The sequence below is a fragment of the Yersinia sp. 2541 StPb PI genome (genome assembly GCF_052217145.1).
In the GTDB taxonomy this organism is placed as follows: Bacteria; Pseudomonadota; Gammaproteobacteria; order Enterobacterales; family Enterobacteriaceae; genus Yersinia; species Yersinia enterocolitica_E.
The window spans coordinates 1,066,407-1,091,176 of the sequence record NZ_JAZGQB010000001.1; the positions used below are offsets into that span (position 1 = coordinate 1,066,407).

The following is a 24,770-nucleotide window of genomic DNA, read 5'->3' on the forward strand; positions in this document are numbered from 1 at the left end:
TCCTGTGAGGTACCGTAGAGTATGGCGCTACTCTAGCGCTGTGATGACCTATACTATAGAGCCATAAATTACTTATTTTAGTGGGTCATGATGAGGTCTTTTTCACATCTTCTGAGCCTGGATAGCCAACAAAACGAGCCGGTCTACCGTCAGCTTTATCAGCGTATTAAAGATGCCATCGTGCAAGGAGCATTGCTGCCTGACTCGCGGTTACCCTCGATTCGGGTGCTAGCCAGTGAAGTGGGGGTAGCACGAGGTACGGTGGAAAATGCCTATGGTCAATTAATTGCCGAGGGGTATTTGCAAAGTCGTGGGCAGAGTGGGACTTACGTTTCCGCTCAGTTACGTGATACCCCTTTGCTGCCATTAACTCAGAGTGCGCAGCCTGTTGTGGTGAATAAAGTCTCAACGGTTAGTCCGGTGGCGCGGCCCTTCGAGCTAGGATTACCGGCGCTGGACGCTTTCCCCCGAGCGCAATGGGGGCGAATCATGGCCAAACAGTTACATAATCTCACCGCATCATCCCTTGGACATCCCCCCGCTACCGGGCTTGCGTTATTGCGCGAAGCAATAGCACATTATTTACAGTTATCACGCGGGGTGAGTTGCCAGCCTGAACAAGTTTTTATTTGCTCAGGCTATCAGTCATTGCTGGATCTGGTGATCAGTACCTTACTGCAACCGGGCGATCGTGGCTGGTTGGAGGACCCCGGCTATCCTGTGACACGGCAACTGATTCGCGAAGCTGGGCTTATTCCGCATCCGGTCGCAGTTGATCAGGACGGAATGGATGTCGGTGCGGCAATTAACGACTGCCCCCAGGCACGTTTTGCCATCGTCACCCCAGCCCATCAAAGCCCGTTAGGGGTGGCGCTCAGTCTGGCACGACGTATTGCCCTGTTGGATTGGGCCGATCAGCAGCATGCATGGATTATTGAAGATGACTATGACAGTGAGTTCAGGTATCAAGGGCGGCCACTGCCACCGTTGAAAACGTTGGACCGGCAGGGGCGGGTGCTCTATGCCGGTACCTTCAGCAAAGTGATGTTTCCGGCACTGAGGCTGGCTTATCTGGTCGTTCCAGCAGAACGGGTGGCACTATTTAATCAGCGATGCCAGTTACGCATTTGTACCAGCCCACCACTGATACAGGCCAGTGTGGCGGAGTTTATCAATCAGGGGCATTTTTATCGCCATCTGAAACGTATGCGTCATTTATATGCCGAACGGCGTGAGATGCTATCGACAAGTCTGAGGCGTCAGTTGGCAGGCGTTGTTGAGGTTGAACAGCAAGCTGGAGGGATACAATTACTGGCGCGATTGGATAAGGGTTTTGCTGATTATGCCGTAGCAATACGGGCGCGGCAGCAAGGGTTAGCGGTTCAGGCGCTATCAGATTGGGCGTTGGCGGAAACGAGCCAGGTAACCGGTAGAAATGGATTGTTGATGGGATTTACTAATCTCACTTCTGTGGCAGAAACTGATCGGCTGGTGACCCTATTGGCCAAAGTTATTACTTCTATGTCTGCTTAATAACCACCATTTACCGAGTAAATGAATTGGCCCGCAGTGCATCTATTATCACTGGGGCCACCGATTAACCAAACTGCCAGATATCGTCATCCCTATAAGTAGACACAGCAATGAGGGGGATAAAATACCGGCGATTTATCAGCTATCAGATTATTTTTAACGGCGTGCTAACAGCACACCCAGAACGATACCGACCGCAGCACCAATACCGACACCTTGCCATGGTTTGTCGCGGATGTAGTCATCTGCGTTACCTGCAACATCTCGGGCATGCTGTTTTAGGCTGGTCGAACCGTTGAAACGCGCTCGCGCATCACGTAATACACCTTCGGCATTGTGGCGCACTTTGGTCAGTTCCTCTTTGGTTTTCTCACCTGATGAACGCAATACATCGTCAAGAGTATCTGCCAGAAGGGTCACGTCCTGATTGAGATCTCTTTCAATTTTTTCTGATTTCTTGAACATTTGACTCTCCGTTTTGCCTGATGAACATTAAGCATAGTCCATCACGTCGCTGTGACATGCGCTTCAGGACTAATCCGAAGGCGAGGGGAGAATTAACCACCATGCCTCCCGAACAGGGCTGCTTTTAAATAGCGTGATTCATAATGTATGGCGTAAATAATAATCACTATTACTTTGTACATTTGGTTACTTAGCGAAACCAATGACTCACGGAAAGGAAAAATTGATTCCTCTATGATTCTTTCAACGGCCCCACCGGGGGCTTAGCGAAACAAACTCTGAGGATTTTAAAATGAAAAAAGTATTAGCGCTGATCGTTGCTGCAACCATGGGTCTGTCTTCTGTTGCTTTCGCTGCTGAAACTACTGCGGCCGCTACAGCAGCACCAGCTGCAACCAGCACTACTGCTGCGCCTGCCGCAGAAAATGCAGCACCAGCTAAAGCAACTCACCATAAAAAACATAAAGCAACCAAACAAACCACAGAACAAAAAGCACAGTCTGCTAAAAAACATGTGAAAAAAGCACCTGCTCAAAAAGCACAGGCCGCTAAAAAACACGTGAAAAAAGCGCCAGCTCAGCCAGCTCAGAAAGCCCAAGCCGCTAAAAAACACCATAAAGCTGTTAAAAAATCAGCAACAGCGCCAGCAGCATAATTATGCCGGAATGCGGGCTACTAAGTACCGCACAGTCTAGCCAATTCCAGACACCCGGTTAACGCCGGGTGTCTTTTTTTATAGGCTAACCATCATGATCAATCGTTATCTGTTCGAGCTGATTTTCAGTGTGATGACCCTATGTGGTGTATCACTTGCCTGTGTGCTGTTTCTTACCGACACCTTTATTTAGTCTCGCAGAGTCTGGATGGCATGTGCGTCACCCTAATAGTGTTGCAATATCAGCGCAAAATATGTTGTTGATGCAGGAACGCAACGATCTGTTGAACCGTTTGTTGATGTAACTTTTCTCTTTCCGTCACTGACGTCGCACAGATAAAGTCTTCGCCTTCCTCTGCCAGAACTGCGCGGGCTGCCGGTTTACAGGTTGGCAGAAAATCGAAATGTCCGCTGTGGGCTAAGGTTCTTGTGGTTATACCCGGCGGATTAAGCTGCTTTATCCACTCGCTCCCGCCCAGATTTAGTGCCATATTCGGTGAGATAAAATAGTGAGCATTAATCAGAAGCAGTGGGGCTGTTAAATGAAACAGGCTACTGTTTTGATAAAAGGGCACCATGCCGGGGTCCAAAGCGACCGCAAAACGTAAACGTTTATCGGCATAATTCCCTTCAAATTTCCGCACTGGAAGTGCCTTTAATTTTACGTCCGCACGGGTATAAAACTGGCAGTTGGCTTGTTCGGGCTGCTGTTGGCAGCTGGCAATGAAACGTGGAAATGAAAGCGTTGCACCCAATGCCGCAATAGCACTATAACCCCCTTTCGAATGGCCAATTACCCCAATAGGCTGATTATCCAGTACCGACTTCCAGCGCGAATCAGACAGTAATGCGCTAATAATAAAAGAGATATCTTCAGTTTGTAACCATAGCTGTGCCGATTTGGCCGGAATAGAATTACCAGTGGTACTGCCTGGGTGATTGGCTGCGACTACCACCATACCTTGCTGCACCAACTTATCTGCCAACCACGCCATACTGGTATTGTTGCCACCACTGCCGTGGCTGAGGACAATCAATGGAAATTGGCCTGTGGCAAGGGGGGCATCAGGTAAAACCGAGATACCGTTGAAGACGGCACTATCACCCAGTAGGGACGTTGTTCCCTGTTTCGCCGTTGGATAATAAATTAAGCTATCAAGTTGGCGCTGGCGTTGAGTGTCATTGAATGAAATGTGAGTAACCGCTGTTTGCCAGCCATAACTGACCATCGGGAAAAACAGCAAAAAACAGAAGCACAGCACAGCATTTTTCATGATTTAATATCCTGACTGATTGAGTTATTTGTCACCTTAGAGGGAAGAGCATTTAGCCGCGACCTCGATCATGATCCAGTCCCTGAACCTGCTTGTTTTCGCTTATCTGGCTGTCTACACTACAAAACCGTTATTCACGATATCCACTTGTTAAGGCAAGGGTTATGCCACTGATCCCCGTCTCTTTTCTGTTATCAATTTTATGTATTGGTTTGTTTTATCATTTGATTAAATCCGGTAAGCAGAGAGGATTCTTACTGCTGCTATTGCTGGTTTGTGCATTACAAAGCGGGTTGATTGGCTTGCGCTATGGCTATCATCTTGCCCTGTTTAATGGCTTACAACCTATCGTCGCTATGACTATCCCCCCGCTGACTTATTTAGCACTCCTCAGTACAACCGGGGAGAGGAGGGCGGGTATTCGCCAGCTTGGGATACATGCTTTAGGCCCTATCGGTACGGCAATTTGTGTCTGGATCGCGCCGCAGTGGCTCGATGCAATGGTCATTATCAGTTATTTGTCTTATGGCCTTGCGGTGCTGGTTTACTTGCGCCCTGGTGAGGATCGTTTGCAACAGATCTCTGTGGAAAAAATTTGGCTTAGCTACCGGTTATGGCTTCTGATGGCTATCTTGCTGATTGGGTCGGGGGTGGGCGATATCATTATCAGTGCTGACTATGCATTTTTTGCCGGAAATCAGGCTGGGTTAATAGCCAGCTTGAGCAACCTTTTGATTACGTTGGCAATATGCTACACCCTAGCGACCAGCGCACATCGTGAAGAGCCGATTGCTGCGGTGTCGGCTGAGTTGGCGGTAATGGATGATAAGCCATTAGCTGAATCGCTGGAGGCGCTTTTCTCTGTCATCTTATTGACCTTAAAGAAAAATAATCTGTATCTGGAGAGTCAACTCAACTTATCAACGTTGGCGCGCAAAGTTGGTGTTGCCCCGCGCAAAGTGTCGCAGGCCATTAATCAGCAAACGGGGCAAAATGTTTCGCAATACGTTAATCAGTTGCGGGTCGATCATGCCGCGATGCTATTGATGCGTACGGAGCTGCCAGTGATCGATATTATGCTAGAGGCGGGGTTCCAGACTAAATCAAATTTTAATCGCGAGTTTATGCGAGTTAAGGGCATTACCCCATCGCAATGGCGTGAAAACAAGCCCTCACTGGGGGCGGAATAAGATTTTATTATCCGTAACTCAGTCAGCCTCTTTTTGTGGTGGTTTTGGCGTGCGACGCTACCACGCCAGCAACGGATTATTAACGCGCCAGTCGAGTAGAAACAACGCTGATGAGATGAACATGGCGTGTAGACTATTCCGAAATAGTCGTTTTGAGCCAATAAATACGTGGTTTCCCTTATTTATTACGGTAAGGTCGCTCAATAGTAGTCAAAAAGAGGGGAAATAAATGTATTTACGGCCAGATGAAGTGGCTAAGGTCCTGGAGAATGCCGGTTTTGATCGGGATTATACGGTTGATCAGGCTTACGGTTATCGTAAAGCGGAGCATTACGTTTATGTTAACCGTGAAGCCCGAATGGGCAGGACAGCATTGGTTATTCACCCAGCGCATAAAGATAAAAGCTTGTTGTTTGCCACACCCACGGCAACTATTCGTATCAGTGATAAGTATGTGGAGTTTCCGCTCTATCTGGCAGGTGAAGCTGATGACCGCTACGGTATTGCCCACGGTTTTAGCTCAAGAGAAATGTTATTGCGCTATCTAAACAGTATGTACCCGTAAAACTAGCTCGCCTTGGCGCAATAAATGTCACCGCGCCGTAGCGCCAGAATCAATGCAATACGGCGTCAGCTTCCTGATTAAACTGCATATTATATTGTCGGCGGAATTGCGCCAATTCAAAGGCATCTAAATCCAGTTCTGCGAAATAGAACAAAGCCGCTTCGGTATGTTCGGCCGTTAGCATTGGGGATATATGTGAGCGAATAAGCGTATTGCGCCATTGCATCACATTTTCATCGGAAGAGTCTTTGATAAAGGTTTGGTAAATAAAGACCAGATAAGCTGCCTTTCTCACATCCTCGGCATAGCCATTGCTGGTGGAGCGGATAAACATTTGTGTCTGACGTTGCCCCATCTCTTGCAACATGGATTCAATGTAAATCGGTTTTATCTTCAGTAAATTGGCCAGTGTATCCACCGCTTTGCGGGTATCTGATGTCAACACACGGTAGCCGACAATAAAAACTACGATCAAAACAGCAATAATTATCCACGTCATTGAATGTTTCTTTGCGCCATAAAAGGTGTAATTGACAACGTAAAATTATCTGGCTGTTAAATCGCCTGAGTAGATAAAGTCAACGAAGTGTTTAAGGGTTATCGCCACTGAAATTATCGCTATTTTGTTGCTGATTATTCAGATGATGATTGAAAGCGGCAGCATCTTTCGCCAGAGCATCAAGATGTGCACCTAACACTTTAATCTGCCTAACTAATGAATGTTGTTCTGGCAAGGTGTTGGCAGTATTAAGCTTTCTAAGCAACATATCATTTTTAGCACGCAATGCTGTTTCCCGTGCTTTTGACTGCTCCAGTTCATGTTGCAATGCATTGTAGCTTGCCTGCCATGTCTGATGCTGCTTCTCAAAAGTTGACTGCAACTCACTCATTGCATTAAGAAACTGTACTTCAAGCTCACGCATTGTCATTGCTTTTCCTTTATGACGGCTTCCGATTTTCATTGGCATTATAACGAAGTCTGAGCATAACCTCACCCGCTAGAATCTGTCTTTCTATCCCGGCACAGGATGCCACCGGACGATGTATGACAGTTGGTTTTATACCCGTCATACTTCAAACTGCATGTGCGTTGGCTGCCATCACTCACCCAGGTCATTGAGTTATTTCAACTCCGTGGGTTCATTTCGTTGCTGCCTTCCTGCAACTTGAATTATTTAGGGTATATCATAATTTATGCACGATTTGTTTTTATCATTCATTTAATACTCAAAATAAATAAGCCTTGCTATTAATATCTCAGCATGCGTTAATAGCTTCATCGGTTTGTAGCACAGACCTATTTATGTAAGCCATTTAAGTAAAGCAGTTCCTAGTTAAAGCGATATTTTTTAGACATCACTTCTCCGACGAATTTCCTTCTTTAGTGCCCCCATAAGTAACTCTTGATCAGCAGACCACAATTGCCACGTTTTGGCACAAATAATGAAGGAAATATCTCTATGTCTAATAAAATGACTGGTTTAGTAAAATGGTTTGACGCTGGTAAAGGTTTTGGTTTTATTTCTCCTGCTGACGGTAGCAAAGATGTATTCGTACATTTCTCTGCAATCCAGGGCACTGATTACAAAACTCTTGATGAAGGCCAGAACGTAGAGTTCAGCATCGAGCAAGGCCAGAAAGGCCCTTCAGCTGTAAACGTAGTAGCACTGTAATTTACACTGCTATCTATCACGTTTAGCTGTAATTAAATCTGGCTCAGGTCAGATTTTTTTTGGTAAACGTATTGTTGGTAAAAAGTATTGTTGGAAAGTTGCGATAGCGATGATGGCCTAAGCCGGAGCAGACAATAATATCCTCAATAATATTATTCTTATCTCTAAAATAAGATTAACCAACAACCTAAAAACCTCGCCACGGCGGGGTTTTTAGTTTTCTAAAATCGTCGATATTGATTCATTACTCTGGAATATCCCCCTTAGTTATATTTAAACTGCCGCCGATACACCGCAGGTGTGATCCCTACTTTTTGGCGAAATGCATTTCTAAAACCTTCAATGGTCTGAAATCCGCAATATTCGGCAATCCTCGCAATACTCATCTGATCCCTTTCTAGTAATTCTTTCGCTTTGTGCATTCTCTCGTGCTGTAACCATATTTTGGGTGATTGGCCCGTGGCGGCAGAAAAATGCCGTAAAAATGTCCTGTCACTGAGCGCCAATTCGGCGGCCATTTGGCTGACACTCCAATTTTGGGCCAGTTGCCCGCGCACTTGCTGCATCATTTTTGCCATATCCCGATACGTTTCTTTGGCAAGCGGCAGCGGAATAAATTGCTGTTGCCCGCCTCGTCGCTGGGGAGCCATGACTAACCGCTGTGCTACCTGATTGGCGATTTTAGCCCCAAAATCACGGGTAATCAGATGTAAGCAGGCATCAATACCGGCACTGCTACCCGCAGAGGTGATAATTTGCCCCTCATCTACATACAACACATTGGCATCGACATGAATGTCAGGATAGTGTTGTGCCAGATAATCGGTATAGCGCCAGTGAGTTGTGGCGCTTTTCCCCTGTAATAACCCCGCAGCCGCCAGTACAAAAACGCCAGAACAGATGGATATAATGCGTGCACCACGTGCAACTGCTTGCTGCAAAGCCTCGGTAAGTGCTGTTGGAGGGAGAGCGTCAGGGCTGCGCCAACCGGGTATCACAATGGTTTTAGCCTGTTCCAGTAGGGACAAATCGGTATCAACTTGAATATGTAGGCTGCCATTGGCCGTAGTGATGTGTTGTTCTACACCGACCACTTGGTGCCGGTACCAGGGAAAATCAAATTCAGGGCGAGCTAAACCAAATATTTCCTGCGCAATACCAAACTCAAATAGGCACAATCCGTCGTAAGCCAGCGTCACCACTAATCCCGGCTCCTCCGTTGGTCTGTTGGCAGATATTGATGCAGTTGAAATATTCATTGGCGTATCTCAGTGGTTTATTGTCATTTCTGCCACTGTAATCGGCTAATGCCATTTCATAAAGTGATGCTTCATAATATTGAATGGAGAAATCATATGAGCAGTTTAGTCAGTCAGATCCCAGCGGCTTGTGCAGAACGCGCATTACAGTACTTTTCCCAGCGTTTAGCATTTGAAACTGATTGCTCAGATGTCTATACCAGCCAGCAGCAAGGTAATGTAGATTTTGTGTTGGTAGATGTGCGTAGTGAGGCGGCGTTTGCCACGCTACACCTACCGGGAGCTATCAATATTCCTCATCGATTAATGGATACCACTTTGCTTTCACTCTATCCGCCAGAGACATTATTTGTGATTTACTGTGCTGGTCCCCACTGCAACGGTGTTCACCGCGCCGCCGTTAATTTGAGCAAACTTGGCTATGCGGTTAAAGAGATGATAGGAGGTGTCACCGGCTGGCGTGATGAGGGGTTACCGCTGCACACGAAAATCACGGACATAGATAAACCCAGGGATCCAGTGAGCTGTGGCTGCAATATTTGAATATAAAAGTGCTTTTTCTCCTGCGATGGACAACCACTGCTATTATTCTTGGCGTTCATTATAGGTTAGCTGATAGAGTAATCGTGTTTACTCATTGCAGGAATTCTGTATGCGTTCTATTTATCTGTGGATAGTCGTAGTGGCTATTAGCATTACGGCGCTCATATCTCAGCTCAGCTTCTTTTTTATTGAACCTCAAATGGGGAACAGTGAAGGGAAAGTTTTAGTGCTTAAACGCATTCCTAAGATGGATTTTATCGATAGCCCTCGGGGATACTGTCAGCGCCAATATCCTACAGAAGACTATTCACGCTGCGAGCCAAAAATCCTCCCTTCGCTTTTGGAGAGTACTCAAGTTTTGTATGAGTTGCCGTTTAGCGCTTATTTTTACGAGATGACCTACCAGCCTAATGGTTAAGTATTTACTGTAAATTTGTGTGTTCGCTAGAATAGCTACTGCATATTGTGAATTTTAATATACGTGTAAGTAGTATAGTTTCATTACTTTAATATTTATCGCATAAAGGATTTAGCGGTGAATTAGATGGAGGTTATGATATCCAGGTATTGGTGTGGTTTTGTCAGATATCGCAACGGCATTACGTAACAGAAATAAATGTAATAATATGAGTACTATTCTGCGGGTATTATTCTAATTGGAATTGGGAACATTATTTATTACCAGTATATTAACCCGAACTGGCGACAGAGCGGCTTCGTGCATGAAATGATTTACAGGTGTCCGAAAATCCAGCTACACCTGATGTTGATCGTGACAGGCCTGTGATATGTCTATCGATATGTATACCCAGATATTCAAGTATTTTACCTTCAAGGTGGGTGGGCGTGTAAAGGGCTGTGAGGGATAATCTGTGTCAGAAAAATTATTCTGGTGCGAAAGAATGTCTACTCAATCACTCTCTTTCTCTCATTATTATGATAGATTTCCCTCAATGGGTAATAATTCCCGATTGGAACTTATCTTAATATCCTCGCAGTGTTCCGATGCTTGACGGAAAAATAAAAATTGCACCAATGGCTCGATAATTAATCTTCTTGATTGAAAATAACGCGGCCATGAATTAATAGGCTATATCTCTTGGTTTGTGGGTACTAATCGGCGAATCTTGTTGCAAGGCGATATTATAAGGAATATATCGACTATTTCATTTACTATCTTTGTCGTTTTTATAGATGTAGATCAATTTTATTTATAATCAATTTTAGATCTGTCTTGTTTTTTTTTGATTTACCTCATCTAAACCTGACTTTTGTTAGTTGAATGCTGTTAAGTTCTAACTAAAGTTGTGAAATTGGTCTTTAATACTAAAAAAGACATCTATTACCCATATTAATGTTTAGTGCTACGCTTAATTATTTGTTGAATCTTTGCCTGACAGGCAATGCCCTATATTCACTGGCTAATTTATCAAAGGATGATTCATGTCTAAACGTCTATGGCTCCGAACTACCTTACTCACAGCCGCTCTACTCAGTGTTTTTTCTGTTCCCGTTAGTGCCGCAACACATACACTGCAACTGGCTATCGGTGATGAACCCACCGAAGGCTTTGACCCAATGCTAGGCTGGAGTCATGGCAGTTATCTGCTATTGCATAGCCCGTTGCTAAAACAAAATGAAGATCTTAGCTGGAATAATTTTCTGCTGAGCCAGTATAAAACCAGCAACGACGGTAAAACCTGGACTCTGACGCTCAAGCCGGGCCTCAAATTCTCTGATGGATCTCCTCTGACGGCCAAAGATGTGGTGTTTACCTATAACAATGCTGCTGCCAGTGGCGGTAAAGTCGATATGGGTAATTTCCTCCGCGCCGAAGAAATCGATCCCCTCAATATTCGAATCCAATTGAAAGCGCCACAAAGTACTTTTGTAAATGTGTTGGGATCGCTGGGGATCGTTTCTGCTGATAAATATAATGCCAAAACCTATGCACAAAACCCTATTGGTGCTGGCCCGTACCGTTTGGTGAGCTTCCAACCTGGTCAGCAAATGATCGTGGAAGCCAATCCTCATTATGCCGGTAATAAGAATGATTTCGATAAACTGATTTTTGTTTTTCTTGATGAAGACAGTGCCTTTGCCGCGGCGCAAAGTGGGCAGTTAGGGGTCGTCCGCATTCCACCATCGATGGCGGCAGGTCCGGTCAATAACATGAAGTTATGGGTGCGGCCAAGTGTAGAAAACCGTGGCATCGTGTTCCCGACCACTCCGGCGGGTAAGAAAGATGCTCAGGGTTATCCGATTGGTAATGATGTAACGGCTGATGTTGCTATCCGCCGTGCCATTAACTATGCCATTAACCGCCAACTCCTGGCCGACCAAATTATGGAGGGTCATGCTATTCCTGCCTATACAGGTGTACAGGGGCTGCCATGGAATAACCCAGATTCGGCCATTAAAGATGGTGATAGCGAAAAAGCCAAACAGATATTAGAACAGGCCGGTTGGGCGCTGAACAGTGAGGGTATTCGAGAAAAAAGTGGGGTGCCGGCCAAAATCACGCTTTGGTATACCAGCGGTGATACTACGCGCCGCGATTTAGCCCAGGCGTTGCGTTCGATGCTGAAACCTATTGGTATTGATGTTGATTTGAAATCCGGTAGCTGGGAAACCGTTGAACGTAATATGCATGCTAACCCCACGTTGTTTGGCTGGGGTAGCCTTGATCCCATGGAGCTGTACCATCACTACAGCAGTAAAGCTGCCGGTGTTGAATATTATAATCCAGGCTACTACCAGAATCCGGTAGTTGATAAACATCTGCAACAGGCACTGGATGCGCCAACCTGGGAACAAGCAGTGCCATTTTGGCAACAGGTTGATTGGGATGGAACGACCGGTGCCGGTATTCGCGGTGATGCGGCGTGGGCGTGGTTATTGAATATTCAGCATACTTACCTGGCTAATGATTGCGTTGATTTAGGTAAGGGGGCACCGGAAATCCATGGTTCCTGGTCACTGCTTAATAGCCTGGATAGCTGGAAATGGACCTGTCAGTAATGAAGGGGGTCTCGCTATTTACTCTGCGTTTAATTTGCCTGCTGCTAATCACCGCAGTAGGCACTTTTACGCTGCTGAGTTTTTCCCCGGTAGACCCAATACGCGCCTATATTGGCAGTGAGCTGCTGCATGTTCCACCGGAACAATATCCGCTGATTGCGGCGCGGTGGGGGTTGGATCTGCCTTTGTGGCAGCGTTTTCTGCATTGGTTTACTCAGGTTTTGCAAGGTGATTTGGGTTACTCCATGCTGTATAACGCGCCGGTCTCACAGGTCATTGGTGAACGTTTTGCCACCTCGTTTGCGTTACTGCTTTCGGCATGGCTATTCTCCGGCATTGTTGGGCTACTGCTGGGGCTGACTGCGGGGCGTTATCTTAATCGCTGGCCTGATCGTTTGATCTCAACCCTGTCATATTTATTAGCTTCGCTACCCACTTTCTGGATTGGTTTATTGTTGCTGTCATTATTTGCGGTGAAGCTGAATTGGGCGCCGATTTGCTGTGCATGGGCACCTGGAAGCAATGCTGAAACAGCCAGTTGGAGCGACAAACTGCGTCATCTCATTCTGCCGATGCTGGCCTTGGGATTATTGGGGGTTGGCAATATTGCGTTGCATACCCGTGCCAGGGTTGCTGAGGTGATGAATAGCGAGTTTATCCGCTATGCACGTGCTCAGGGAGATAAGGGCTGGTCATTGGTTCACTTCCATATTTTACGCCATGCCATTACGCCAGCGCTTTGTCTGCAATTTGCCTCTGTGGGGGAATTACTGGGTGGCTCGCTATTAGCGGAGAAAGTTTTTGCCTATCCCGGCTTAGGGCAAGCCACTATTGATGCCGGGCTTCACGGCGATATTCCGTTACTGATGGGGATCGTCATGTTTTGCGCCATATTGGTCTTTTGCGGTAACAGCGTTGCCAACGCACTGTTACACCGCTTAAATAGGGGAGCTGCGCGGCAATTATGACTTATAACCCAAACCGGGCGTTGTTTCGGCTGTTCGTTTCATTGGCGCTATTACTCATTTTAATTGTTTATGGCTGGGTTATTTATCCCATTGAAGTTCCGATGGATCTGATGGCGCGCCGCCAGCCGCCATCACCGGCTTATTGGTTTGGTACTGATAGTCTGGGGCGCGACTTGTGGTTGCGCTGTTTTCAGGGTATGACAACCAGTTTACAAATTGGCCTGATTGCTGCTTTTGCCAGTGGGCTGCTGGCGATGCTCACTGCCAGTTTGTGTGCTATCAATAAAACGCTGGATTATATCATTCGCGGATTAATTGACAGTATGTTGGCATTGCCCCACTTGCTGTTATTGGTGCTGATCTGCTTCACTTTGGGGGGCGGGAAACAAGGCGTTATTCTGGCGGTAGCCCTCACCCATTGGCCAAAGCTTGCCCTGATTTTACGCGCAGAAATCTTACGTATTCGCGAGACTGATTATGTGATGTTGTCTCATCGGTTGGGTAACAGTAATTTTTACCGTTGGCGTCATCATCTGCTACCGTTATTACTGCCACAATGGATTGTTGGCACACTGTTGATGTTTCCCCATGCGGTGTTACACAGCGCAGCGCTCAGTTTTCTTGGGTTTGGGCTGTCACCTCATGAGCCGTCGTTGGGGATCTTATTAGCGGATGCACTGCGTTACCTGAGCAGTGGGGCATGGTGGCTGGCTTTTTTCCCTGGCCTGATTTTGGTGGGATTGGTATTAGTATTTGACCAGTTTGCCCGGTCGCTGCAACAACTCTGGGTGAGGATAACCTGATGTTGAAATTTGCAAAATTTGCTATTGATGTTGCTCATTACCGCTGGCTGGGGCGAAAAACCTGGCATCCTCTGCTGAGTAATATTTCTTTGGAGGTGAATCCGGGGGAACTGGTGGCGTTAGTTGGCGGTAGCGGTGAAGGCAAAAGTCTGTTGTTACAAAGTGCATTGGGTTTATTGCCAGACAATATGCGTTGTCATGGCGAGATTATCCTTGATGGTGAGGTGTTGTGCGCCCAAGACAAAATTGAACGGCGCGGAAAAACGTTATGTTACGTCCCTCAAGGGGTCAGCGCGCTAAATCCATTAATTAAAGTCGGCTCACAAATGACCCGCGCCGCGCAGCTTAGTGGTGTAAAACTGCGGCTAGAAGATGTGGCAATGCAACTGCAAACCTACAATCTTGCGCCAGGGTTGGTGCATGACTTCCCTCGCCAACTCTCTGGCGGCATGGCAAAACGGGTGCTGACTAGTTGTGCCACCCTGACCAATGCCCGCTATATTTTGGCTGATGAAGTGACCTCGTGGCTCGATGACGAGCATGCCTGCCAGTTACTGACTCACCTGCGGGCTTTTTGCCAACAAGGGCGGGGCATTTTATGGGTAACTCATGATCTGGCATTGGCGGCACGTTTTGCCGATAAGATTGCGGTGTTACATCAGGGTAAGCTACATGAGACGCTGAGTGCTGAAGAATTGAAGAATAACGGTGGTAGCCCCTGGCTACAGTCACTATGGGCGGCGCTACCGGAGCAACAATTTGTCAGTCAGCACATAGCCTTGTCGGAGGTGGGCGAATATGTTTAGTGTCGATAATCTGACGGTGGTTCAAGGTGGCAAACTGTTGTGGGATAGCATCTCATTTTCTCTAACAGCCGGAGAGCGCTTAGGTATTTCGGCTCCCAGTGGTTTTGGTAAAACGACCCTTGGCCGGGTATTAGCACAATGGCAGTCAGCCACTTCCGGCCAGATTTTGCTCGGTGGCGCGCCACTGGCAAAAAAAGGTTATTGTCCTATTCAGTTAGTGCCACAGCATCCAGAACAAAGTTTCAATCCTTACCGGACTACGGGGGAGAGCTTGCATGATGCCTGGCGACCCGCAGCACATTGGCTTGAGCGGATGGCCGTTAATCCTGATTGGTTGAAGCGCCGGCCTGATGAATTGTCGGGAGGCGAGTTGGCGCGTATCGCACTATTGCGGGCACTGGATCCGCGCACCCGATACTTGATTGCCGATGAAGTAACGGCACAACTGGATGCACATGTTCAGGCACAAATTTGGCGCGTTTTATTAGACGAAGCGGCACACCGCCCATTGGGGCTCATTGTTTTCAGCCACAATAAATCCTTATTGGAAAAGGTGTGTTCACGTATATGGATACCAGAGCGTGAAAGTAAAATCCCTCTTTATCAAAAACCAGTGGTTAAGCCTCAAATTGGTTTGGCATTGATAAAAACAGGATGAGTTAATAACGGTAAATTAAAATGTAATCGATTAAATAATTATCTAGAGTGATAGTCACTCAATGTATGAGATGTTTTATTTCCAAGTGAAAATAGAATTATTGATTAGGATCATGTTCTGTTTAAATAATGATAAAAACGCGGGGTTATACAGTGGAGATGATAATTAACATCACGGTAAGATAACTTTACATAAATAAATTGAGATAGCGTTCAATATTAACTTGAAGTAGGTGGCTATTCTATACACAGTGATTAGTATTTTAACGTATTCTTATCAGGCTAACACCCCTTAGGGTTTGTGTGATTTTGTTTCTGTCTCAGCATGCCGACTTAACATCTATTTTTGGTGGGAGTTCTGGTGTTCTTTATTTGTGATGAATATAAACCCGCATCATTTTACATCTAACTAATTGATTTTCAATTACATTTAATTACCCTGCCCTCATCGCTACAGTGTTTTTTATCAAGTTGGTAATTAATGATGAATTTTCCAGTTTTTGGTCTATATTGGTTAGAGGTGTTTTTTTTATAGCAACATATTGATTTATAATTATCTATGCTACAAAAAGAACATACCGAAACTGAGCGCTGAATAAGGGATTGGTTAGCTATGGGAAGCAAACGTTTAATCGATTCATCCGTTTGTTGTTTACTGTGGATAAATGCAGTAATCCTTTTCTGTTTTAGTAAAAAAATATTAGCGGATGCCATTCACCTATTGATTGGCATAACTAAAAGCGGTAAAAAATACCCATCAAAAATTCATCATACAAATCAATCCAGCGGGATAACACCTTTATACACGATTGTAATATCTTGCTGTATAACGGGCGGCAGTCGTTCTTTCGATATTTTAAGTTGCAGCGCAAATGTCGGGCAGCATATTGAGGGTGGTTAAAACGCAAAATCAGAACTCAAATGAAGAATCTAACAAGATATGCAGGAGGATGCGCTTAAATTCTGAAATATACTAATTAACTGGCATCAAAAGCCTATTTTATCAGTAATAACAAGGGATAACCCTTTACTGACAAGGCAAATTAGAGGGCTAGCAGTTATAGAGCTAGTAGGTTGTTTTTCTCACTTTCACTTTCTTAACACCATACAGGAGGGCTTATGCAGCTCACCCCAAGAGAAGTTGAAAAACTCATGATCTACACGCTGTCTGATGTGGCGTTCAAACGCAAAGCGCGTGGCTTGAAACTCAATTATCCCGAAGCCGTTTCTATCATCACCGTGACTGCAATGGAAGGGGCCAGAGATGGCAAATCGGTAGAAGATGTCATGAAAGAAGCCAGCAAAGTTCTCACTAAAGATGATGTGATGGACGGGGTAGCTGATCTGATTCCGAATGTTCAGGTTGAGGCAATTTTTACTGACGGTAGCCGGTTGGTCACGGTGCACGATCCTATTAAATAACACCGATGGCAGCATGCGAGTAAAACCTGAACTGATTATTGCAGAGGATTAAAGCATGAGCGCAAAGAAAAGCACTAAAGATAATGCAGAACAGAATACCCCTCTCGGGGGCTGTATTTTAGCTGATACACCGATCACCTTTAATGAAAATAAGCCAGTAACCAAAGTTAAAGTTCGCAATACCGGTGACCGACCCATTCAAGTGGGGTCGCATTTCCACTTCTTCGAAGTTAACCGTGCACTGGAGTTCGACCGTGCTGCGGCTTATGGCAAGAGACTCAATATCTCCTCAACCACCGCAATTCGTTTTGAACCCGGTGATGAAACCGAAGTTCCGCTGATCCCTTTCGGTGGCAAGCAAACACTGTATGGCTTTAACAATCTGGTGGATGGTTGGACCGGCGAAGGCGTGGTGCCTAATAGCGAACGCCCAGATAAGCTAGAGGCTATCCGTCGTGCGGCTGAGCGTGGTTTCAAATCGTCTAAATGACACCTTTATAATATAGAAATTCACATACGTGTAATCAGCTATATATGTGTAATCAACTCTATAGTTACACGTACCGGAAAAAGAAAGGAGCGACAGATGCCTCAAATTTCTCGGCAAGAATACGCGGGTCTATTTGGCCCAACGACTGGCGATAAAATCCGTTTGGGTGACACCAATCTGTTTATCGAAATCGAAAAAGACCTGCGTGGATATGGTGAAGAGTCCGTTTACGGTGGTGGCAAGTCATTGCGTGACGGGATGGGGGCGAATAACCATCTGACCCGCGATAATGGTGTGCTGGATTTAGTGATAACCAACGTCACAATTGTTGATGCTCGTTTAGGGGTAATTAAGGCTGACGTCGGTATTCGCGATGGCAAAATTGCCGGTATCGGTAAAAGTGGTAACCCAGGTGTGATGGATGGGGTGACACCAGGAATGGTGGTCGGTGTCAGTACTGATGCCATTTCAGGTGAGCATTTGATTCTGACCGCTGCCGGTATTGATAGTCATATTCATTTAATCTCCCCACAGCAGGCCTATCATGCGCTGTCCAACGGTGTGGCAACCTTCTTTGGTGGCGGGATTGGCCCAACCGATGGTACCAACGGGACAACTGTGACGCCGGGGCCATGGAATATTCGCCAGATGTTACGTTCTATCGAAGGTCTGCCTGTCAACGTGGGTATTCTGGGTAAAGGTAACTCCTACGGACGTGGTCCACTGCTGGAACAAGCCATTGCTGGTGTGGTTGGCTATAAAGTCCATGAAGACTGGGGTGCGACCGCCAATGCCCTGCGCCACTCATTGCGCATGGCAGATGAGATGGATATTCAGGTTTCGGTACATACCGACAGTTTGAACGAATGTGGCTATGTGGAAGATACCATTGATGCATTCGAAGGCCGCACTATTCACACCTTCCATACTGAAGGTGCGGGTGGGGGGCATGCACCCGATATTATCCGCGTCGCCAGCCAACCTAACGTGTTGCCAAGCTCAACCAACCCAACTCTACCATACGGTGTCAACAGTCAGGCTGAGTTGTTCGACATGATCATGGTATGTCATAACCTCAATCCAAATGTGCCAGCTGACGTCTCATTTGCTGAAAGCCGTGTGCGTCCGGAAACCATCGCAGCAGAAAACGTTCTGCACGATATGGGTGTTATCTCCATGTTCTCTAGTGACTCGCAAGCCATGGGGCGCGTCGGGGAAAACTGGCTACGTGTAATGCAAACCGCTAACGCGATGAAAGCATCACGCGGGAAATTACCAGAAGATGCACCGAATAACGATAACTTCCGTGTACTACGTTATGTGGCAAAAATCACTATTAACCCCGCAATTGCACAGGGTGTTAGCCATGTTATCGGCTCAGTCGAAGTAGGTAAAATGGCCGACCTGGTACTGTGGGATCCGCGCTTCTTCGGAGCTAAACCTAAAATGGTTATCAAAGGTGGCATGATCAACTGGGCGGCGATGGGTGACCCGAACGCATCATTACCAACGCCACAACCGGTATTCTATCGCCCAATGTTTGGTGCGATGGGCAAAACCCTGCAAGACACTTGCGTCACCTTTGTTTCCCAAGCCGCTCTCGACGATGGCGTGAAAGAGAAAGCTGGGCTGGAACGTCAGGTTATGGCGGTTAAAAACTGCCGTACCATCTCTAAACATGATCTGGTGCGTAATGATCAAACCCCCAATATTGAAGTGGACCCTGAAACCTTTGCGGTGAAAGTGGATGGCGTACATGCCACCTGTGAACCTATCGAAACAGCATCAATGAACCAGCGCTATTTCTTTGGTTAATAGGAAGTTTGGACGCTAATCCGTTACTTCAGAATTCAGCTTGCCCACAGTAAGTATTATTTAGTGCCAAGGAGGGGGCGCGTTTGGATGAATGATACAGAAAAGGATTTCATTACTGTGGGCAATCTGACACACGCAAGGAGTCAACAACATGATTTTGATAGAGCACATTCTTGGCAATGTGAAAAAGGATCCGGTTTGGCAGGCGAAACTTAAAAATGCCACTGTTGATCTGTTGGTTTTGGATCAACGGGAAGCGCAAAAAAGCCGCTGCCGTAAATCCACCATGCAGGGGTTGGATCTCGGTATTTCTCTCGACAGAAACGTGGTACTTGCTGATGGTGATGTGCTGACATGGGATGAAGAAAGCAACGTAGCAGTAGTGGTGCAGATCCATTTGCGCGATGTGATGGTGATTGATTTGAGTGAACTGAAAAACCGTTCAGCGGATGAGTTGATTAAAACCTGCTTCGAACTGGGCCACGCATTGGGTAATCAGCATTGGAAAGCGGTGACTAAAAATAATGAGGTGTACGTACCTCTAACGGTTGCTACCACCATGATGGACTCGGTCATGCGAACACATGGCTTTCAGCACTTACCTTTCCGTTTTGTTAAAGGGGCAGAGATTCTGCCATTGCTGACCAACTCTGAAGCACGGCTGTTGTTTGGTGGCGCTGAAGACACTGATACCCATGTTCATGTTGCCAGCCCTCTGGATGAACCCCATGGTTCTCGCTTACATATTCACAGTATTCACTCTCATGGTGAAGGTCATAGCCACGACCACGACCACGACCACGATCACAGTCATGGTGATCATGATAGCGACCATAAACACTGATTGAGGCAGGGAGGCACCGCAATGAATGCATCAGATCTGATTCGTATTATGCAATTTGGTGATTCCGTACTGCCGGTCGGGGCCTTTACGTTTTCCAATGGTGTGGAATCAGCCATTCAAACCGGCGTGGTTCATGACGTGCCCACATTAAAAGGCTTTGTCCTGACGGCGTTAAAGCAGGCAGCGAGCTGTGATGGTATGGGGGTTGTCGCGGCCCATCGGGCCGTAATGGCGGATGATAGTGATGGCATCATCCGTGCTGACTGGGCAGTAAATAATCGTAAGTTAAATGAAGAAAGCCGCTTGATGGCAACCCGAATGGGGAAAAAATTGGCGGAGATGTCTATCCATGTGGTGGAGCACCCGCTGATCAGTTGGTGGCTGGGGCAGATAAAAAGTGGCAATACCGCAGGCACCTATCCGGTGACTCAGGCGGTAGTTATGGCTGCACAAGGGATAAGGCAGCGGGAAGTGGTGGTTATGCATCAATACGGTGTAGCGATGACGATATTAAGTGCGGCTATGCGTTTGATGCGCGTGACCCATTTCGACACCCAGCGCATCTTGTTTGAGTTGAACCATGACATTGAAACGTTCTGTGATATTGCCGAGATAGGTGATATTGACCAGATGTCTTCTTATGTGCCGATTGTGGATGTATTGGCGGCGGTGCATGTGAAAGCACACGTCAGATTATTTAGTAACTAACTGATTAATAAATTGTATTCTGAGTGCTTGGTTTTGTATTAACCGAGTGCAGAGCTAAAGCCAGATCAAAATTAAGAGGATTACCCCGTGAATAGCCATTCAACCGATAAACGCAAAAAGATTACCCGCATTGGTATTGGTGGCCCGGTAGGTTCAGGTAAAACTGCCATCATCGAAGTGATCACCCCGATTCTGATTAAACGGGGGATTAAGCCACTGATTATTACCAATGACATTGTGACAACAGAAGATGCCAAGCAGGTGAAACGTACCCTGAAAGGCATTTTGGATGAAGAGAAAATCCTTGGGGTCGAAACTGGTGCCTGCCCGCATACCGCGGTACGTGAAGACCCAAGCATGAATATTGCCGCAGTAGAAGAGATGGAAGAGCGTTTCCCGGACAGTGACCTGATTATGATTGAAAGTGGTGGTGATAACCTGACACTGACTTTCAGCCCGGCACTGGCTGACTTCTATATCTATGTTATCGATGTGGCTGAAGGGGAAAAAATTCCGCGCAAAAATGGCCCTGGACTGGTTCAGGCAGACATTCTGGTCATCAATAAGATTGATCTTGCCCCCTATGTCGGCGCTAGTTTGGATGTGATGGAAAGTGATACCAAAGTGGTGCGTGGTACGCGCCCTTATATTTTGACTAACTGTAAAACCGGTCAGGGGATTGAAGAGCTGGTGGATATGATTATGCGTGATTTTCTGTTTACTCACGTACAGCCTGAAGGAGCAAATGCATGACATCGCAGAGCCAGAATATCGTGGAGACACCTTCACGGGTTCGCGCTCACGCATTAGGTGTTAACGCGCCGGAATTAGCGAGATATCAGGATGAACCGGTGCAGATGCGTAGCGGGGCCGTAGGGAAAAGTGGTTATCTCAAACTGAGATTTGCCAAACGTGAGCATCGCAGTATTTTGGCCGAAATGGAAAGACGGGTGCCGTCGATGGTACAAAAAGCACTGTACTGGGATGAAGAAATGCCTGAATTACCTTGCGTCACCATGATTTCGACCTCGGGGTGTATTTTACAAGGGGACCGGCTGGCAACTGATATACATGTGGAGGCTGGAGCTTGCGCGCATGTTACCACACAGTCGGCCACCAAAGTTCATATGATGAATGCGAACTATGCCTCGCAGATACAGAATTTCACCGTGGAAGAGGGAGGCTATCTGGAGTTTATGCCGGACCCGCTGATCCCACATCGTAATTCACGTTTTATTACTGATACCACTATTAATATTCATCCGACGGCAAGCGCAATTTATTCAGAAATACTGATGTCAGGGCGTAAATACCATCATGCCGAAGAACGGTTCGGCTTTGATGTGTATTCGTCGAAAGTGGCGGCCCATGATTTGGCAGGAAAAGAGCTATTTGTTGAGAAATATGTTCTGGAGCCGAAGTCAGAGAGTCTTGATGCTGTTGGTGTGATGCAAACATTTGATGCTTTCGGCAACGTGATTTTATTAACCCCGAAAGAGCATCATGACCGCATTCTGGCTCGGGTGGCGGCCCATTTTGACATTAAAGCCGGTATCGCCAGTGGGGCAACACGCTTACCTAATGACTGTGGTTTAGTGTTTAAAGCACTGGGTATCGACAGCGGCGGAGTGAAGGCGGAGATTCGCCAGTTCTGGAAGATAGCTCGTGAGGAGATTCTTGGTATCACGCTGCCGGCGCAGTTTTTGTGGCGCTAATACTCAGGCTGGGTAATCAACATTATGGAGGCGAGGCCCAAGGATGGGCGAGTAACGAGAGCAGCTAACACCGCTGCAGCTTCAAGCTAGAAGGGGATTACCCAAATTAATTGGAGTTGCAGCAAGGCAGCAAACGAATGAATCCCGATGAGCTTACATCAGTAAGTGATTCGGGTGCGTGAGAGCAGCTAACACCGCTGCAGCTTCAAGTAAGAAGGGTAAAGATAATGAATGCAAAAACAGATAACCAATCTGGCTGGACACAACTGGCCGCTTCGAATGTTTTTATTGAATTTATTGATACAACTCTGCGTGGCTGTGCTCAGGTAATGTTCCAGAATAATCCACTCACCGGGCTATTCTTTTTTATCGCCATATTTGTCGGTGCTTATGGTGAAGGTAACCCGGCTGTTGCCTATGGCTGTGTGTTAGGTACGGTGGTTGCCACGCTTACCGGTTTAACCATGCGTGACCGTAAATCATGGCGTGCAGGGTTGTATGGCTATAATGGGTGCTTGGTTGGCGCGGCTCTCCCGACATTTTTAATGGCAACTCCGGTGGTATGGGCTTGCATTGTGCTAGGCAGTATCGTGTCGGTAATCGCCACCGTGTGTATTGCCGATATTTTAAAAACCTGGAAAGTCGCGGCATTAACTGCACCCTTCGTGTTCACCACTTGGATGATTCTGCTGGCAAGTTACGCCTTTAGCGGTTTGCACAGTAGCGCATTACCCACACCGGCTTTGCCACATCAATTTATATTGGAATCCGGGAGCATCTTTGGTGGCGGCAATACTTTTGTCAGCATGTTTAACGGTATTTCTCAGGTATTCTTATTCAGTAGCCTGGTCGGAGGGATTCTATTTGTTATCGGATTGGCGGTGGAATCTTTGTGGGCGGCTATTTTTGCCATTTGTGGTGCGATATTAGCCATCCTCACCGCCGCTTTTCTAGATGCTAATCCCCATGATATTAACGCCGGGCTTTATGCTTTCAGTGCGGTATTGACCGCGATAGCTCTGGGCTCGACCTTTAATAAACCCAGTTGGCGTGTGCTGGCTTACACCATTGTGGGGGTTATATTTACCGTGTTGGTTCAGGGGGCGCTGAATACCTTATTGTTACCGATTGGTATTCCAACACTGACCATGCCGTTTGTTTTAGCTTCATGGCTGTTCTTGGTTCCGAATAAAGATGTGATGCCAGCACATCGACAATAACTATTCCGCTCTGGACGTTTTGCTCTGAACATTTGATCGCTATACGGCTGAAAATAATCTGGAGTGCGAACATGACGACAGTGACAGAAAAAAGAGTGGCGTTTGGTAATCAGCAAACCAAACGCCACGCCATCTATCTGCTTATCGGTTTGCTGGTAGTTAATGGGTTAGCTTGGGTTTGGGCTTTTACCGAATTTAATGATAATGCGGTACTGATGGGGATGGCTTTTCTGGCATACAGTTTTGGCCTGCGCCATGCTGTTGACGCGGATCATATTGCGGCTATCGATAATGTTACTCGCAAGCTTATGCAACAAGGTAAAACGCCGATTGCTGTCGGGACTTTTTTCTCGCTCGGCCACTCTACTATTGTGATATTAGCCTCGCTGGCTATTGCCGCGACGGCTATGGCATTTAAAGATGATATGGCGTGGTTTCATGAAACCGGTGGGTTGATTGGTACGCTGGTGTCATCGGTATTTTTATTACTATTCGCTTTTCTCAATTTAACTATCTTGCTTTCAGTGTATAAAAAATTTAAACAAGTCAAAGCGGGCCATGTTTATCAAGAAGAAGAACTGGATCTTTTAGTCGTCAACAATGGGGGGCTGCTGGCCAGAGTTTTCAGACGCGTATTTAATATGGTCAATAAAAGTTGGCACATGTATCCGGTGGGGTTTTTATTTGGCTTGGGTTTTGATACGGCGACCGAGGTGGGGGTGTTAGGGATTTCTGCCGCCAGTGCTACTCATGGCATGAACTTGTGGTCCATTATGGTATTCCCAATTTTATTTGCAGCGGGTATGGCATTGATCGACTCACTCGATAATTTTGTCATGATTGGTGCCTATGGTTGGGCCTTCTCTAAACCGGTGCGAAAATTGTATTATAATATTACCATTACGGCAGCGTCGGTTATTATTGCTTTCTTTATCGGTGGGATTGAAGCGTTAGGATTGATTGCAGACAAAATGAATTTAACCGGAGGAGTCTGGACGCCGATTAATAATATTAGTGAGAATTTAGGCGAGATTGGTTACTGGATAATAGGCATGTTTATATTATGCTGGATAATTTCGGCTGTTAATTATTATGTGCGAGGTTATGATAAGTTGAGTGTTAGTCGTTAACTTTACATTTATCA

27 protein-coding genes are annotated in these 24,770 nt (G+C 46.3%); 22 read left to right on the forward strand and 5 right to left on the reverse strand.

Annotated features, from left to right (window positions below; all coding sequences use genetic code 11):
- Positions 1-87 precede the first annotated feature (87 nt).
- The gene (pdxR, locus tag V1953_RS04650) at positions 88-1,533 is read left to right on the forward strand and encodes a MocR-like pyridoxine biosynthesis transcription factor PdxR (protein WP_420073610.1); all 1,446 of its coding nucleotides are present in this window, start codon (positions 88-90) and stop codon (positions 1,531-1,533) included.
- Between the two features lie 156 nt (positions 1,534-1,689).
- Here pdxR and V1953_RS04655 read toward each other — a convergent pair whose 3' ends face one another.
- Positions 1,690-1,998, reverse strand: coding sequence for a DUF883 family protein (locus V1953_RS04655; RefSeq protein ID WP_083163027.1), 309 nt, complete (start codon positions 1,996-1,998; stop codon positions 1,690-1,692).
- A gap of 292 nt (positions 1,999-2,290) precedes the next feature.
- On the opposite strand from V1953_RS04655, the gene asr reads away from it, so the two are divergent.
- Positions 2,291-2,653 carry an acid resistance repetitive basic protein Asr gene (gene asr, locus V1953_RS04660; RefSeq protein ID WP_083163029.1) on the forward strand — a complete coding sequence of 121 codons (363 nt, stop codon included), beginning with the start codon at positions 2,291-2,293 and terminating at the stop codon, positions 2,651-2,653.
- Between the two features lie 242 nt (positions 2,654-2,895).
- Here asr and V1953_RS04665 read toward each other — a convergent pair whose 3' ends face one another.
- The gene (locus V1953_RS04665; RefSeq protein WP_227746583.1) at positions 2,896-3,927 is read right to left on the reverse strand and encodes a hypothetical protein; all 1,032 of its coding nucleotides are present in this window, start codon (positions 3,925-3,927) and stop codon (positions 2,896-2,898) included.
- 164 nt (positions 3,928-4,091) lie between these two features.
- Here V1953_RS04665 and V1953_RS04670 point away from each other — a divergent pair, with 164 nt between their 5' ends.
- Positions 4,092-5,117 carry a helix-turn-helix domain-containing protein gene (locus tag V1953_RS04670; protein ID WP_442850701.1) on the forward strand — a complete coding sequence of 342 codons (1,026 nt, stop codon included), beginning with the start codon at positions 4,092-4,094 and terminating at the stop codon, positions 5,115-5,117.
- A gap of 229 nt (positions 5,118-5,346) precedes the next feature.
- Positions 5,347-5,682, forward strand: coding sequence for a DUF2002 family protein (locus tag V1953_RS04675; protein ID WP_083163033.1), 336 nt, complete (start codon positions 5,347-5,349; stop codon positions 5,680-5,682).
- A gap of 49 nt (positions 5,683-5,731) precedes the next feature.
- On the opposite strand, the gene V1953_RS04680 is transcribed toward V1953_RS04675, so the two are convergent.
- Positions 5,732-6,181 carry a DUF1198 domain-containing protein gene (locus V1953_RS04680; protein ID WP_083163035.1) on the reverse strand — a complete coding sequence of 150 codons (450 nt, stop codon included), beginning with the start codon at positions 6,179-6,181 and terminating at the stop codon, positions 5,732-5,734.
- A gap of 91 nt (positions 6,182-6,272) precedes the next feature.
- Complete coding sequence (locus V1953_RS04685; protein WP_083163037.1) at positions 6,273-6,611, reverse strand: MbeD/MobD family mobilization/exclusion protein; 339 nt, start codon at positions 6,609-6,611, stop codon at positions 6,273-6,275.
- Between the two features lie 531 nt (positions 6,612-7,142).
- Here V1953_RS04685 and cspE point away from each other — a divergent pair.
- Positions 7,143-7,355 (forward strand): transcription antiterminator/RNA stability regulator CspE, encoded by a 213-nt coding sequence (gene cspE / locus V1953_RS04690; RefSeq protein ID WP_005275958.1) that lies wholly within the window; start codon positions 7,143-7,145, stop codon positions 7,353-7,355.
- A gap of 263 nt (positions 7,356-7,618) precedes the next feature.
- On the opposite strand, the gene ftrA is transcribed toward cspE, so the two are convergent.
- Positions 7,619-8,614, reverse strand: a complete 996-nt coding sequence (gene ftrA, locus V1953_RS04695) for a transcriptional regulator FtrA (RefSeq protein ID WP_442850702.1) — start codon at positions 8,612-8,614, stop codon at positions 7,619-7,621.
- 96 nt (positions 8,615-8,710) lie between these two features.
- Here ftrA and V1953_RS04700 point away from each other — a divergent pair, with 96 nt between their 5' ends.
- The 17 genes from V1953_RS04700 (at position 8,711) to V1953_RS04780 (ending at position 24,756) form a co-directional block, all read left to right on the forward strand.
- Positions 8,711-9,157 carry a rhodanese-like domain-containing protein gene (locus tag V1953_RS04700; RefSeq protein WP_083163041.1) on the forward strand — a complete coding sequence of 149 codons (447 nt, stop codon included), beginning with the start codon at positions 8,711-8,713 and terminating at the stop codon, positions 9,155-9,157.
- Positions 9,158-9,266: 109 nt separating this feature from the next.
- Positions 9,267-9,575, forward strand: a complete 309-nt coding sequence (locus V1953_RS04705; protein ID WP_083163043.1) for a DNA-directed RNA polymerase subunit beta — start codon at positions 9,267-9,269, stop codon at positions 9,573-9,575.
- Positions 9,576-10,600: 1,025 nt separating this feature from the next.
- Positions 10,601-12,178: an ABC transporter substrate-binding protein gene (locus V1953_RS04710; protein WP_372569512.1), complete on the forward strand. Its 1,578-nt coding sequence runs from the start codon at positions 10,601-10,603 to the stop codon at positions 12,176-12,178.
- Positions 12,178-13,146: an ABC transporter permease gene (locus tag V1953_RS04715; protein ID WP_083163047.1), complete on the forward strand. Its 969-nt coding sequence runs from the start codon at positions 12,178-12,180 to the stop codon at positions 13,144-13,146. Before V1953_RS04710 ends, V1953_RS04715 begins: the two co-directional genes overlap by 1 nt.
- Positions 13,143-13,949, forward strand: coding sequence for an ABC transporter permease (locus V1953_RS04720; protein ID WP_372559718.1), 807 nt, complete (start codon positions 13,143-13,145; stop codon positions 13,947-13,949). Before V1953_RS04715 ends, V1953_RS04720 begins: the two co-directional genes overlap by 4 nt.
- Complete coding sequence (locus V1953_RS04725) at positions 13,949-14,755, forward strand: ATP-binding cassette domain-containing protein (protein ID WP_083163051.1); 807 nt, start codon at positions 13,949-13,951, stop codon at positions 14,753-14,755. The genes V1953_RS04720 and V1953_RS04725 overlap by 1 nt, the downstream gene beginning before the upstream one ends.
- Positions 14,748-15,413 carry an ATP-binding cassette domain-containing protein gene (locus tag V1953_RS04730; RefSeq protein WP_083163053.1) on the forward strand — a complete coding sequence of 222 codons (666 nt, stop codon included), beginning with the start codon at positions 14,748-14,750 and terminating at the stop codon, positions 15,411-15,413. Before V1953_RS04725 ends, V1953_RS04730 begins: the two co-directional genes overlap by 8 nt.
- A 612-nt stretch (positions 15,414-16,025) precedes the next feature.
- On the forward strand, positions 16,026-16,313 hold the full coding sequence (locus V1953_RS04735; RefSeq protein ID WP_227746584.1) for a hypothetical protein: 288 nt from the start codon (positions 16,026-16,028) through the stop codon (positions 16,311-16,313).
- 218 nt (positions 16,314-16,531) lie between these two features.
- Positions 16,532-16,834: an urease subunit gamma gene (locus V1953_RS04740; protein ID WP_002215288.1), complete on the forward strand. Its 303-nt coding sequence runs from the start codon at positions 16,532-16,534 to the stop codon at positions 16,832-16,834.
- 55 nt (positions 16,835-16,889) lie between these two features.
- The gene (locus tag V1953_RS04745) at positions 16,890-17,324 is read left to right on the forward strand and encodes an urease subunit beta (RefSeq protein WP_083163055.1); all 435 of its coding nucleotides are present in this window, start codon (positions 16,890-16,892) and stop codon (positions 17,322-17,324) included.
- Positions 17,325-17,420: 96 nt separating this feature from the next.
- Positions 17,421-19,139 (forward strand): urease subunit alpha, encoded by a 1,719-nt coding sequence (locus tag V1953_RS04750; RefSeq protein ID WP_083163057.1) that lies wholly within the window; start codon positions 17,421-17,423, stop codon positions 19,137-19,139.
- Positions 19,140-19,290: 151 nt separating this feature from the next.
- Entirely contained in the window at positions 19,291-19,983 is a 693-nt protein-coding gene (gene ureE, locus V1953_RS04755) for an urease accessory protein UreE (RefSeq protein WP_442850703.1), read from the forward strand.
- A gap of 21 nt (positions 19,984-20,004) precedes the next feature.
- Positions 20,005-20,691 (forward strand): urease accessory protein UreF, encoded by a 687-nt coding sequence (locus V1953_RS04760; RefSeq protein ID WP_083163061.1) that lies wholly within the window; start codon positions 20,005-20,007, stop codon positions 20,689-20,691.
- An 87-nt stretch (positions 20,692-20,778) separates the two neighbouring features.
- Positions 20,779-21,444: an urease accessory protein UreG gene (ureG, locus tag V1953_RS04765; protein ID WP_005188826.1), complete on the forward strand. Its 666-nt coding sequence runs from the start codon at positions 20,779-20,781 to the stop codon at positions 21,442-21,444.
- Positions 21,441-22,406 carry an urease accessory protein UreD gene (locus tag V1953_RS04770; RefSeq protein ID WP_083163063.1) on the forward strand — a complete coding sequence of 322 codons (966 nt, stop codon included), beginning with the start codon at positions 21,441-21,443 and terminating at the stop codon, positions 22,404-22,406. Before ureG ends, V1953_RS04770 begins: the two co-directional genes overlap by 4 nt.
- A gap of 227 nt (positions 22,407-22,633) precedes the next feature.
- Positions 22,634-23,626 (forward strand): urea transporter, encoded by a 993-nt coding sequence (gene yut / locus V1953_RS04775; protein ID WP_083163065.1) that lies wholly within the window; start codon positions 22,634-22,636, stop codon positions 23,624-23,626.
- Between the two features lie 71 nt (positions 23,627-23,697).
- Complete coding sequence (locus V1953_RS04780) at positions 23,698-24,756, forward strand: HoxN/HupN/NixA family nickel/cobalt transporter (RefSeq protein WP_083163067.1); 1,059 nt, start codon at positions 23,698-23,700, stop codon at positions 24,754-24,756.
- Positions 24,757-24,770 lie beyond the last annotated feature (14 nt).